General features: G+C 54.9%; 12 protein-coding genes. 1 reads left to right on the top strand and 11 read right to left on the bottom strand.

Going from position 1 to position 13,222, the window contains the following annotated elements; all coding sequences use genetic code 11:
• Positions 1-48: 48 nt before the first annotated feature.
• The 11 genes from lpxD to rpsB form a co-directional block, all read right to left on the bottom strand.
• Positions 49-1,074 carry a UDP-3-O-(3-hydroxymyristoyl)glucosamine N-acyltransferase gene (gene lpxD / locus ACOI7Z_RS16125; RefSeq protein ID WP_032452898.1) on the bottom strand — a complete coding sequence of 342 codons (1,026 nt, stop codon included), beginning with the start codon at positions 1,072-1,074 and terminating at the stop codon, positions 49-51.
• Between the two features lie 3 nt (positions 1,075-1,077).
• Complete coding sequence (gene skp, locus ACOI7Z_RS16120) at positions 1,078-1,563, bottom strand: molecular chaperone Skp (RefSeq protein WP_002889325.1); 486 nt, start codon at positions 1,561-1,563, stop codon at positions 1,078-1,080.
• 121 nt (positions 1,564-1,684) lie between these two features.
• Positions 1,685-4,114, bottom strand: a complete 2,430-nt coding sequence (gene bamA, locus ACOI7Z_RS16115) for an outer membrane protein assembly factor BamA (protein WP_023292048.1) — start codon at positions 4,112-4,114, stop codon at positions 1,685-1,687.
• Between the two features lie 31 nt (positions 4,115-4,145).
• Positions 4,146-5,498 (bottom strand): sigma E protease regulator RseP, encoded by a 1,353-nt coding sequence (gene rseP / locus ACOI7Z_RS16110; protein WP_087849900.1) that lies wholly within the window; start codon positions 5,496-5,498, stop codon positions 4,146-4,148.
• 11 nt (positions 5,499-5,509) lie between these two features.
• Positions 5,510-6,367, bottom strand: a complete 858-nt coding sequence (cdsA, locus tag ACOI7Z_RS16105) for a phosphatidate cytidylyltransferase (RefSeq protein WP_023292047.1) — start codon at positions 6,365-6,367, stop codon at positions 5,510-5,512.
• A 12-nt stretch (positions 6,368-6,379) separates the two neighbouring features.
• Positions 6,380-7,138 carry a (2E,6E)-farnesyl-diphosphate-specific ditrans,polycis-undecaprenyl-diphosphate synthase gene (ispU, locus tag ACOI7Z_RS16100; protein ID WP_032429282.1) on the bottom strand — a complete coding sequence of 253 codons (759 nt, stop codon included), beginning with the start codon at positions 7,136-7,138 and terminating at the stop codon, positions 6,380-6,382.
• 237 nt (positions 7,139-7,375) lie between these two features.
• On the bottom strand, positions 7,376-8,578 hold the full coding sequence (gene ispC, locus ACOI7Z_RS16095; RefSeq protein ID WP_044521082.1) for a 1-deoxy-D-xylulose-5-phosphate reductoisomerase: 1,203 nt from the start codon (positions 8,576-8,578) through the stop codon (positions 7,376-7,378).
• 228 nt (positions 8,579-8,806) lie between these two features.
• Complete coding sequence (frr, locus tag ACOI7Z_RS16090) at positions 8,807-9,364, bottom strand: ribosome recycling factor (protein WP_002889308.1); 558 nt, start codon at positions 9,362-9,364, stop codon at positions 8,807-8,809.
• A gap of 150 nt (positions 9,365-9,514) precedes the next feature.
• On the bottom strand, positions 9,515-10,240 hold the full coding sequence (pyrH, locus tag ACOI7Z_RS16085; RefSeq protein ID WP_002889306.1) for a UMP kinase: 726 nt from the start codon (positions 10,238-10,240) through the stop codon (positions 9,515-9,517).
• Between the two features lie 147 nt (positions 10,241-10,387).
• Positions 10,388-11,239 (bottom strand): translation elongation factor Ts, encoded by an 852-nt coding sequence (gene tsf / locus ACOI7Z_RS16080; protein WP_004151930.1) that lies wholly within the window; start codon positions 11,237-11,239, stop codon positions 10,388-10,390.
• 119 nt (positions 11,240-11,358) lie between these two features.
• Positions 11,359-12,084, bottom strand: a complete 726-nt coding sequence (rpsB, locus tag ACOI7Z_RS16075) for a 30S ribosomal protein S2 (protein WP_004204447.1) — start codon at positions 12,082-12,084, stop codon at positions 11,359-11,361.
• A gap of 323 nt (positions 12,085-12,407) precedes the next feature.
• Here rpsB and map point away from each other — a divergent pair, with 323 nt between their 5' ends.
• Entirely contained in the window at positions 12,408-13,202 is a 795-nt protein-coding gene (map, locus tag ACOI7Z_RS16070) for a type I methionyl aminopeptidase (RefSeq protein ID WP_004204446.1), read from the top strand.
• Positions 13,203-13,222 lie beyond the last annotated feature (20 nt).

Genomic DNA, 13,222 nt, shown 5'->3' with positions numbered 1-13,222 from the left:
TTTTAGCGAATGCAACAGGCCGGAAATGTCATGTGACCAAATGATGAATTAGTCTTGTTGATTAACCTTGCGCTCAATCGCTTTCAGGCGCTTGCTCATCTCGTCAATATTCATCACCAGCGCAGCGGTTTTACGCCACGCCTTGTTCGGCTGCAGCGGAATACCGGAGGAGTATACGCCAGGTTCGCTGATAGGACGCATCACCATCCCCATCCCCGTGACGGTGACCTTATCGCAGATTTCCATATGGCCGTTAATCACGCTGGCGCCGCCAATCATGCAGTAGCGGCCGATTTTCAGGCTGCCTGCCATGATGACACCGCCGGCAACCGCGGTATTGTCGCCAATCACCACGTTATGCGCAATCTGGCACTGGTTATCAATGATAACCCCGTTGCCAATCACGGTATCGTCCAGCGCGCCGCGGTCAATTGTGGTGCAGGCGCCGATCTCCACGCGATCGCCAATAATGACGCGACCCAGCTGCGGGATCTTCACCCAGTTGCCGCGATCGTTGGCGTAGCCGAAGCCATCCGCGCCGATCACCGTGCTCGACTGGATCAGGCAATTCTCGCCGATCTCAATCTCATGGTAAACGGTCACATTGGCCCACAAACGCGAGCCGGCGCCTATTTTCGTATTTTTCCCAACGAAGCAGCCTGCGCCGATGACCACGTTATCGCCCAGCTCTACCCCGGATTCGATAACGGCGTTGGCGCCGATGGCAACGTTGCTACCCAGCTTCGCCGTCGGATCGATAACCGCGCTCGGCGCGATATCCTGTGCCGGCTGCGGCGTGGTATCCAGAATTTGAGCCATGCGCGCGTAGGTCAGGTAGGGATTACGCACTACCAGCGCGGCGCTATGGGCAAAAGGCAAATCATCCTGCGTCATCACAACGGCAGAAGCCTGGCAAGCGGCCAGGTGTTCACGGTACTTAGGGTTGACCATGAAAGTGATTTGGCCCGTTTTCGCGCTCTGCATGGACGCAACGCCGGTGATGACGATATCGCCATCACCGTGTAATTCTGCATCCAACTGCTGCGCAAGATCAGCCAGTCGAATTGAAGGCATTACTTATTTAACCTGTTTCAGCACATCAGCGGTGATGTCTTTTACATCGCTGCTGTTGTATGCAACGGCATTCGCGTCAACCACCAGATCGATGCTCTGATCTTTCGCTACGCTCTGTACGGCAGTCTGGATACGGGTCACCAGTTTGCCACGCTCTTCGTTGGAACGACGAGCGCGATCCTGTTCAAACGCCTGCGCTTTCTGGGAGAAGGTCTGGCGCTGAGCCATCACGTCTTTTTCCAGTTTGGTACGATCGGCGCCCGGCTTCATGGACTGCAGACGCTGCATTTTAGACTGCAGGTCGCCTTCCATACGCTGCAGTTCGCTAGCGCGGCCTTTGAACTCGTTTTCCAGCGTGTTGGAAACGCCAGTTTTCTGGGCAACCTGTTGGAACAGGCTGTTCATGTTCACCAGGGCAATTTTATCTGCCGCCTGAGCGGAAGTTACCATTGCCAAACCCAGACCTGCAGCTAATAACCACTTTTTCACAATAAACTCCTTACCATCCCATGAGTACCCAGGGGTACCGTTATTTGCGTGGCGAGGCGATAAACGCGTTATCGCCTACGGTCAGCGCTATACTGCACTTGCATTCCATTGCCGCCAACAATTACCAGGTTTTACCAATGTTAAACTGGAACTGTTCGGCTTTGTCTCCATCGTACTTTTTGAACGGTTGGGCGTAGGAGAAGACCAACGGCCCCAACGGCGACATCCACTGCACGGCAATACCCGCAGACATACGGATGTTGCTCGGATCGCTGTAATCCGGATAACCGCCATACGCGCTCGAATCCCAGTGAGTATCCCATACGGTACCCATATCCCAGAAGAAGGAAGTCCGGACCGAGTTCGCATATTTGTCACTAATGAACGGCGTCGGGGTAATCAGCTCCAGGCTGGCCACCGCCATCGCGTTACCGCCCACCGCATCATCGGATTTACACGGTGCGGATTCGGTGCTCTTACATTCATTATCGTAGCTGTCATCATCGTCATGACGGCTGCTTGCCGGGAAATACACTGCCTTCGGACCAATGGTGTTCGACTGGAAGCCACGCACGGTGCTGGAGCCACCGGCATAGAAGTTCTCATAGAACGGCATCTCTTTGCCGCCGATACCATCGCCATAGCCAAAGCGGGTACGACCCAGCACCACCCATTCATGATCGTTGTCGATCGGCACATAGGTGGCGGTATCCAACGTCGCTTTGTAGTATTCGTTGTCCGAACCCGGAATGGTCACTTTACCGTTCAGGTTGACGCGCGAACCTTCCGTTGGGAAGAAGCCGCGGTCAAGCTTGTTATAGGTCCAACCGTAGTTGAAGGTGAAGTCATTCGCACTGAACGAGTTCCGGTCGTTGGTGTTGTCCGGATACTGGCCCATCGAGTTCAGGTAACGCCACATCGCCACCTGCGGCTGCATATTGGACAGGGAGTTATGCACATACCCGACGCCGGCGCGCAGCGTGTTGTATTCGTTGACCGGGAAGCCCAGCGTGATGTCTGTACCATAGCTTTTGTTGGTATAGTCAGACAGATCCGCATCGTTCGCATCAAAGTCATTATAGAAGACACGGCCGCCGAGGCTCACACCGTCTACGGTGAAGTACGGGTTGGTCACCGACAGCTCGGTATAGGTTTGGTAGTCGTTTTTGGTGCCGTTGATCCCGACAGCATAGCCAGTACCTAACCAGTTATCCTGCTGAACGCCCGCCTGGAAGCTGACGCCGCTCTCGGTACCGTAACCGATACCGAAGTTGAAGCTACCGGTGTTACGCTCTTTCACCTTGTAGACTACATCGACCTGGTCCGGGCTGCCCGGGACGCGCTGGGTATCGGTATCGACCGTTTCGAAGAAGCCTAAACGGTTGAGACGGTCTTTACCCTGATCGACGAGGTCGCTGCCCAGCCACGCGCCTTCCATCTGGCGCATTTCGCGGCGCAGAACGGCATCTTTGGAGGTGTCGTTGCCTTCGAAGCGAATTTTACGCACGTAATAGCGGTTGCCCGCGTCGACGTTGACGTGCAGCTTAACGGTTTTATCGCTGTCGTTGATCTCCGGCTGCGACTGCACGCGCGGGTAGGCGTAACCATAACGACCCAACAGTTTCTTGATGTCGTTTTCCATCTTGGTCACTTTCGCGCCGTTATACAGTTCACCCGGCTCGACTTTGGTCAGCGCTTCGATTTCCGCGGAATGGCCGGCGAGGTTGCCCGTCACCTGCACCCCGGAAAACTTGTACTGATCGCCTTCGGTGATGTTGACGGTGATGTAGATCCCTTTCTTATCCGGCGTCAGGCTGACCTGGGTAGAATCGATGTTGAAACGGGCATAGCCGCGATCCAGGTAGTAGCTGCGCAGGGTTTCAAGGTCGCCCGCCAGCTTCTGCTTCTGGTATTTACGGTCGCCGACCACGTTCCACCACGGCACTTCATCGCGCAGCTGGAAGTGGGAGATCAGCTCATCAGTCGAAAACGCATGGTTGCCGACGATGTTGATCTGCTGAATTTTAGCGGAGACGCCTTCCTGGAAGACCAGTTTCAGGTCGACACGGTTTCGCGGCAGCGGAGTAACCACCGCTTTGACGCTGGCGCTGTATTTACCGACGCTGTAGTAGAAATCCTCGAGACCCTTCTCGATGTCCGCGATGGTCGTGCGGTCAAGCGACTCGCCCACCCGAACGCCAGAGGCCTCAAGGTTCTGCTTGAGCATGTCATCTTTCACCGACTTGTTGCCGGAGAAGGTGATGCTGGCGATCGTCGGACGCTCTTTCACCTGCACCAGCAGGGTATCACCATCGCGCAGGACGCGGACGTCCTCGAAGTTGCCAGTGGCAAACAGCGCGCGAATAGTGTTACTGATATCATCGTCGGTCACCGTATCGCCAGGACGCACTGGCATACTGAGGAGGGCCGCACCAACAGCGACACGCTGCAAGCCTTCGAAATGAATGTCCTTCACCACGAACCCTTCAGCACCGTATACAGTCGCGCTGCTAAACAGCAGCGACGCTATGAGCAACTTTTTCATCGCCATCGTTATTATGCGTTCTTCCTAACAAACTCTCTTATAACCGAGAGAAATCATTGAAAAGTGCAAGCCCCATTAACAGCACCAGCAGTATTGAGCCAATGCGATAACTAAAGTCTTGAACTCGCTCGGATACCGGCCCGCCCTTCAGCTTTTCAATCGCCAAAAACAGCAGATGTCCCCCATCCAGTACGGGTAGTGGGAACAGGTTGATGATTCCGAGGTTCACGCTAATCAGCGCAAGGAACATCAGATAATAAATCAACCCAAACTCCGCTGACATTCCAGCCCCCTGAGCGATAGAGATCGGCCCACTGAGGTTGTTCAGTTTGACATCACCGGTTATCAATTTACCCAGCATCCTGACCGTCAGCGACATCAGCTGCCAGGTTTTATCCGTGGCTTCAGCGATGGCGGCAAACGGTCCGTACTGACGTACTGTCTTGTATTCTTCAGGCAGCGGGATGACCTTTGGCACCACCCCTGCGAACCCTTCTGCCTTACCTTTCACCGTTTTTGCATCCGGCGTCAGGGTTAACGGCAGCGCACTCCCCTGCCGTTCAATCTCCAGCGCCAGCGCTTTGCCCGGATTATCGCGCACCAGATTAACAAACGTCATCCACTGCATTAACGGTTGTCCATCGACTTTAACGATCCGGTCGCCCGCTTGCAAACCTGCTTTCTGAGCTGCCGAGCCCGCCTGGACTTCCGCCAGCACCGTATCAATCTGCGCGCTGCGCGGCTGGATCCCTAGCGACGTCACGGGATCTTGCTTGTCTGGCTCAAACGACCAGTGCCGCAGATCGACGATTTTATCCTGGCGCTGATTGGTCCCGAAAGGGGCGACGGTAAGTATTGTTTGCGGGTTGCCGATTTTGGCCACCAGCTGCAGACGCACCGCATCCCAATCAGGCGTTTCGATACCATCTATCGCTTTAAGTTCCGTGCCTTTTGCAATTTGTGCTTGCGCGGCAACCGAATTGGGGGTTATTTCACCCACTACCGGGCGAACGCCAGGAACGCCGATGATGAAGACCAACCAGTAGGCAAAGATAGCGAAAAGGAAGTTAGCGATGGGACCGGCGGCAATCACCGCCGCACGCTGGCCGACGGTTTTATTATTGAAAGCGTAGTGGCGCATCTCCGGCGCCACCGCTTCAACACGCTCATCCAGCATCTTGACGTAGCCGCCCAGCGGGATCAGGGCAATGACGAACTCCGTACCCTGCTTATCCATCCGCCGCCACAGCGCTTTGCCGAAGCCGATAGAAAAACGCTCAACCCGGATACCGCAGCGGCGCGCTACCCAAAAATGGCCAAACTCATGCACCGTAATCAGTACGCCAAGCGCAATGATAAAAGCTGCCAGATTCCAGAGCACGCTCAGCATATAACCTTCCGTCAAATCGTCCTGAAGACTAACAGTAGCAGACAGGCGAAGACCGGCACCGCCGCCGTCAGGCTGTCGATACGATCGAGAATACCGCCATGTCCGGGAATCAAGTGCCCGCTATCCTTAATGCCGGCCTCGCGCTTAAACATACTTTCCGTCAGATCGCCCAGCACCGAAGCCAGGGCTGCCACCACCGAACAGACCAGCAGCACCGTTGGCGTAACGTCAAGATGGGCCCACACCCCGTAGGCCCAGGAGATCACCGCCGCGGTCAGCAAACCGCCAAAAAAGCCCTGCCAGGTTTTCCCCGGCGAGACCTTCGGCGCCAGCTTGTGCTTGCCAAACATTTTGCCAAACATATAGGCGCCGGAGTCCGCGCCCCAGACCAGAATCATCACATACAGGAGCCACAGCGCGCCGCTGTAATGGTTATCGGTATAATGCCAGGCGCGCAGCGCCAGCATGCCCCAGAAAAACGGGACGATGGTCAGGATACCGAAGATAAGGCGCAGCACTTTCGAGTGCCGCCAGAATGCCGCCGACGCCGGATAAGAGAGCACCAGCAGCAGCGCGACGATCCACCAGGCGAAAGAGGCCCACAGCGAGCCTTCAACCATCGGTTGATGAACGTCATAGTGGTATTCCGGCAGCAAAAACAGCATCGCCGCCAGCAGAAGGCCGCACAACACCGCCAGCCAGACCCGCTGCGACGTCGAGGTGAAACCGCTCAGTTGCCCCCACTCCCACGCGGCGAGCATGCAGACCACCAGGGTCACGATAGCAAACCCCATCGGCGGCAATAAAAACAGCGCCGCAATGACGACGGGGATTAAGACGAAAGCAGATATCAGGCGATACTTCAGCAAAAGTGACCCCCATCAGGCATGACTGCCACCCGGCTCAGTGCCGCCGAAACGACGCTCTCGATTAACAAAGGCATGGAGTGCACCTTCAAAGTCCTGTTCAGCAAAATCGGGCCAAAGAACATCCGTAAAGTAAAGTTCGGCATAGGCAATTTGCCAAATCAGAAAATTACTTATTCGGTGCTCTCCCCCGGTCCTAATAACTAAATCTACGGGAGCCAGTTCATGCATGCAGACCTGCTGACTCAGCATGTCTTCCGTGATCTGCTCAGGCAGCAGCGTCCCGTCCTGTACCTGTTTCGCCAGAAAACGAACGCCCTGGGTAATATCCCAGCGACCGCCGTAATTGGCCGCAATATTCAGCGTTAAGCCGGTATTGTTCGCGGTCAGCGCTTCCGCTTTGCGGATACGCTCCTGCAGGCGCGCATTGAAGCGCGTGGTGTCGCCAATAATCCGCAAACGCACATTGTGTCGGTGCAGGCTTTTGACTTCGCTATCCAGCGCCCAGACGAACAGCTCCATCAGCGCACTGACTTCCTGAGCCGGACGGTTCCAGTTTTCGCTGCTGAACGCGTATAACGTTAACGCCTCAATTCCATTATTCGCCGCGAAAGAGACCGCGCGACGCACGGATTTCGCACCGGCCTTGTGCCCGAAAGCGCGAATTTTACCTTGCCGTTTCGCCCAACGGCCGTTGCCATCCATAATAATGGCGACATGACGGCAGCCATGTGTAGGCGATATTTCGCTGACAGTTTGATTAGCAGACAACATCACGCGTTTTAAGTCCATAATAAGGATTAACTAGCCACCAAACAGAGGCCACCGGGCCGCGCTGGATACGCATTTTTATCCGGTGCCGGGGCTGCAGCCAATCGCAGAGAACAACCAAAAGCTTTACGCAAAAAAGCCGTGTTTTGCCACGGCCACCGTAATCTTCAACAACAAAATGCAACGATCGGGTGGCGCAGACTATATCACTGAAGCTTTGCGCCCACAAATATCACCGCGTTACGCCTGGGTGACCAACCGCTTCAGCTGTTGATGAGCAACCGCGCGGGCCTCAGCGTCGATAACCAGAACGTCATCAATGCTTTGCGGCTCCAGCAGGTTCATCTTATCCAGCACCGCCAGGTTAACCGCCGCAATATCGGTAAAGCGGATATCGCCCTGCAGAAACGCGGCAACCGACTCTTCATTGGCCGCATTCAGCGTGGTGGTCGCCGCCTGGCCGACGTCAAACGCCTCCATCGCCAGCTTCAGGCACGGATACCGCGTATAGTCTGGCGCGGAGAAGCTCAGATTGCTCAGCTGACAGAAGTCCAGCGGCTTAGCGCCGGAGTTCAGCCGCTGCGGCCAGCCCATGGTATGGGCGATCGGCGTGCGCATATCCGGTTCCCCAAGCTGCGCCAGCACGCTGCCGTCCTGATAGCGAACCATCGAGTGGATCACCGACTGCGGATGGATAAGGACCTCCATCTGCCGGGCCGAGGCGTTAAACAGCCAGCGCGCTTCAATATATTCCAGACCTTTGTTCATCATCGTGGCGGAGTCGACGGAGATCTTGCGTCCCATCGACCAGTTGGGATGACGGCAGGCCTGATCCGGCGTCATCGCCGCCAGTTCAGCTACCGCTGTCTCGCGGAAAGGCCCGCCCGAGCCGGTCAGCAGAATGGACGAAACGCCGTTCTGCGCCAGGTCAGCGTATCCCAGATGCTGCTGAATTGTCTCCGGCATACTCTGAAAAATCGCGTTATGTTCGCTGTCGACCGGCAGCAATCGCGCCCCCGACCGTTGAACCGCCTCCATGAACAAGCGACCGCAGGTCACCAGCGACTCTTTATTTGCTAACAACACCGTTTTTCCGGCGCGGATCGCCGCCAGCGTCGGCACCAGACCCGCCGCGCCGACGATAGCCGCCATCACCTGATCGACCTCCTCCAGCGCTGCGACCTCTGCAGCCGCCTGCTGGCCGCTCAGCACCTCGGTACGGCAGCCATGTTCCTGCAGACGGGTGCGCAACCGCTCAGCGCTTTGCGCATCGTCCATCACGGCGTAACGGGGGGTAAATTCAAGGCATTGTTCAACCATACGGTCAACGTTTTTCCCCGCGACCAGCGCGGCGACGGAAAAGCGACCGGGATTATGGCGTACCACGTCCAGCGTGCTACAGCCAATGGAGCCGGTCGAACCGAGAACGGTTAATTGCTTCATGAGACGTCCAGAAGAGTGGAAACAGAATAAAAAGCAAAACGCCGCCAGCAAGCCCCTACGCAGCAATTATCAGGGATAAGACGGCGGCATCAGGCCTTCAACTTAGCGCTAAAGGCTACAAGGCCAGCGGTCGCAACGCAATCCCGAGAATTGAGCGTACAGTCTTCTGTACGGCGTTTCGGATTTTACTCAGGCCAGACGCTGTCAGGCCCGAGTAAGGGCAGAGCATCAGAACTGCATCAGTTCCGCTTCTTTGTCTGCCAGCGCCGCGTCAACTTTCTTGATGGCGGCGTCAGTCATTTTCTGCACGTCGTCCTGAGAACGGCGATCGTCATCCTCGCTGATCTCTTTCTCTTTCAGCAGCGCTTTGACTTTGTCGTTGGCGTCGCGGCGAACGTTACGTACGGCAACGCGCGCCTGCTCAGCTTCACCACGCACGATCTTGGTCAGATCTTTACGACGCTCTTCGGTCAGCGGCGGCAGCGGAACACGAATATCGCTACCGGCAGAGCTTGGGTTCAGACCGAGGTCGGACGCCATGATCGCTTTTTCAACAGCCGCGGACATAGAACGGTCAAAGACGTTGATTTTCAGGGTACGGGAGTCTTCGACGGTGACGCTGGCCAGCTGGCGCAGCGGGGTCGGCGTACCGTAGTATTCAACAACAATCCCGTCCAGCAGGCTCGGAGAAGCACGACCCGTGCGAATTTTGCTGATTTGGTTTTTGAATGCTTCGACGCATTTTTCCATGCGGATTTCAGCATCTTTTCTGATATCGCTAATCACGTTACGAATCCTTGAAAGCTTGTCTCAGTCAGACCAGACGGGGCACCCGTCGGAAAATGAGCTAAGTATAGTCAGATTTAATGAAAATCACCGGGTAATATCCCCGCGAAAGTAAAGCGGAATCTTACCCGGATTTGGCGCTGACGGGAATTATTCCGTGATCAATGTGCCTTCTTTTTCGCCCATCACCACGCGACGCAGCGCGCCAGGTTTGTTCATGTTGAAGACGCGAATCGGCAATTTATGGTCACGCGCCAGGGTGAAGGCCGCCAGATCCATCACTTTCAGCTCTTTTTCCAGCACTTCGCTGTAGGTCAGCTGATCGTACATCGTGGCGGAAGGATCTTTGGCCGGATCGGCGGTGAATACGCCGTCAACCTTGGTGGCTTTCAGCACCACATCGGCTTCAATTTCAATCCCGCGCAGGCAGGCTGCGGAATCGGTGGTAAAGAACGGGTTGCCGGTACCCGCGGAAAGGATCACCACGCGGTTGTTGCGCAGCAGGCTGATCGCCTCTGCCCAGCTGTAGTTGTCGCACACGCCGTTCAGCGGAATGGCGGACATCAAACGAGCGTTCACATAGGCGCGGTGGAGCGCATCGCGCATCGCGAGGCCATTCATAACCGTAGCCAGCATGCCCATGTGGTCGCCCACAACGCGGTTCATACCCGCTTTCGCCAGACCAGCACCACGGAACAGGTTACCGCCACCAATTACTACGCCAACCTGAATACCCAGCTCAACCAGCTCTTTGATCTCTTGAGCCATGCGGTCAAGTATGCTTGCATCAATACCGAAGCCTTCTGAGCCCTGCAGCGCTTCGCCACTTAATTTCAGCAGAATACGTTTGTAGACGGGTTTTGCATTGGTAGCCATGTTTCTTTCCTGAGACTGTCAACGAATGAGATGTGAGAATTCCGGCGACATTGTATGTCGCATTTCAGCGCGGTCACTATAAGCAGTTGGCTGAATTTACAAAATGGGCGCAAAAAGAAGCCGCCCTCAGGCGGCTCCTTGTAAAAATTAAGACTGCTTGGACATCGCAGCAACTTCTGCTGCAAAGTCAGTCTCAACTTTCTCGATGCCTTCGCCCACTTCAAAGCGGATGAAGCCAGTCACGTCAGCGTTGTGCTCTTTCAGCAGCTGACCAACAGATTTGCTCGGCTCCATGACGAAAGGCTGACCAGTCAGAGAAACTTCGCCGGTGAATTTCTTCATGCGGCCTTCAACCATTTTCTCTGCGATTTCTTTCGGCTTACCGGACTGCATCGCGATGTCCAGCTGAACCTGGTACTCTTTCTCTACCACTTCAGCAGACACGTCTTCCGGCTTAACGAATTCCGGCTTGCTTGCGGCAACGTGCATTGCCAGCTGCTTAACCAGCTCTTCGTCAGCGCCTTTAGCGGCAACCAGAACGCCGATGCGCGCACCGTGCTGGTAGCTGCCCAGAACGTCGCCTTCCAGAACAGCGATACGACGGATGTTGATGTTCTCACCGATTTTAGCAACCAGGGCAACACGTTCTTCTTCGAACTGCGCTTTCAGAACTTCAACGTCGGAGATTTTACCCGCAACAGCGGCGTCCAGTACTTTGTCAGCAAATGCCTGGAAACCACCATCTTTAGCAACGAAGTCAGTCTGGCAGTTAACTTCCAGAATGTAACCGTAGTTGCCTTCGATTTTGGTTTTGATCACGCCGTCAGCAGCCACGTTGCCTGCTTTCTTCGCCGCTTTGATCGCGCCGGATTTACGCATGTTTTCGATTGCCAGCTCGATGTCGCCATTCGCTTCAGTCAGCGCTTTTTTGCAATCCATCATGCCTGCGCCAGTACGTTCGCGCAGCTCTTTTACCAGGGAAGCGGTAATTTCAGCCATTCTAAAATCCTCGGGAGATGTGGATACTGCCCGGCCAACGGCCAAACAGCGTAAATTGAAAAAAGGGGCCGGTAATGGGCCCCTATTCATACACGGTACTAATAAGGGCTTAAACCTTATTATTCAGCTTCTACGAAGCTTTCTTCCGCCTGAGAAGCCAGGTCCTGAGAGCGACCTTCACGAACGGTAGCAGCAACAGCGCCCAGGTACAGGCTTACTGCGCGGATTGCATCGTCGTTACCCGGGATAACGAAGTCTACGCCGTCCGGATCAGAGTTGGTATCAACGATAGCAAATACCGGGATGCCCAGGTTGTTTGCTTCTTTGATAGCGATGTGCTCGTGGTCAGCGTCGATAACGAACAGTGCGTCCGGCAGGCCGCCCATGTCTTTGATACCGCCCAGGCTGTTTTCCAGCTTGTCCAGCTCACGAGTACGCATCAGCGCTTCTTTTTTGGTCAGCTTGTCGAAAGTACCGTCCTGGGACTGAGTTTCCAGGTCTTTCAGACGTTTGATGGACTGACGAACGGTTTTCCAGTTAGTCAGCATACCGCCCAGCCAGCGATGGTTCACGAAGAACTGGTCGCAGCTCAGAGCAGCGTCTTTTACCGCTTCGCTTGCAGCGCGCTTAGTACCAACGAAAAGGATTTTACCTTTACGAGCAGCGATCTTGTTCAGTTCAGCCAGAGCGTCGTTGAACATCGGTACGGTTTTCTCAAGGTTGATGATGTGAACTTTGTTACGCGCACCGAAGATGAACGGCTTCATTTTCGGGTTCCAGTAACGGGTCTGGTGACCGAAGTGAACACCAGCCTTGAGCATGTCGCGCATGGAAACAGTTGCCATGTTTAAAACCTCTATAGATTAAATTGGGGTTATGCCTCCACGTATCCCATATTACCGACCCCGAAGGGCACCCCGGAATATGTGCCGATACGTGTGTGTTATTACACAAAGTGAGCGATGTCGCTTACGTCCCATCCTTGTGTATCTGAGATGGAACGGAAGTCCGGCGCGCTTTATATCACAAAATCCATCCAGACACCAACTCTTGTTGACGTCACGTGCTGTTAATGATTCTCAGTTTGGCACCAGCCTGCCCGGACTGTTACCATTGACAGGACTTACTCTATTATTGTCGAAAATATCGACACTGCTGGACATACTCCATGGCTATCTCTATTAAGACATCTGAAGATATTGAAAAAATGCGCGTTGCCGGTCGTCTGGCCGCTGAAGTGCTGGAAATGATCGAACCCTGGGTTAAGCCGGGCGTCAGCACTGGCGAACTGGACCGTATCTGTAACGACTATATCGTTAACGAGCAGAAGGCCATTTCCGCCTGTCTCGGCTATCACGGCTATCCGAAATCCGTCTGCATTTCGGTCAACGAAGTGGTCTGTCACGGTATCCCTGACGACGGCAAGCTGCTGAAAGATGGCGATATCGTGAATATCGACGTGACCGTCATTAAAGATGATTTCCATGGCGATACCTCCAAAATGTTTATCGTTGGCAAACCGACGATTCTCGGCGAGCGCCTGTGCCGCATCACTCAGGAAAGTCTGTACCTGGCGCTGAAGATGGTGAAGCCGGGCATCAACCTGCGCACCATCGGCGCGGCGATCCAGAAATATGTGGAAGCGGAAGGGTTCTCCGTGGTTCGCGAATACTGTGGTCACGGCATCGGCCGCGGCTTCCATGAAGAGCCGCAGGTGCTGCACTACGACTCGCCGGAAACCAACGTCGTGCTCAAACCAGGCATGACCTTCACCATCGAGCCGATGGTCAACGCCGGTAAAAAAGAGATCCGCAGCATGAAAGACGGCTGGACGGTGAAAACCAAAGACCGGAGCTTGTCTGCGCAGTACGAGCATACTATTGTGGTGACAGACAACGGCTGCGAAATTCTGACGCTACGTAAGGATGACACCATCCCGGCGATAATCTCGCACGATGAATGATGAAAAGCCGGCGCCCGCCG

This window comes from Klebsiella sp. C283 (assembly GCF_048822555.1).
GTDB lineage: Bacteria > Pseudomonadota > Gammaproteobacteria > Enterobacterales > Enterobacteriaceae > Klebsiella > Klebsiella quasipneumoniae.
Note: the sequence above shows the minus strand (reverse complement) of the source record. Positions and strands in the feature narration are given on the sequence as shown.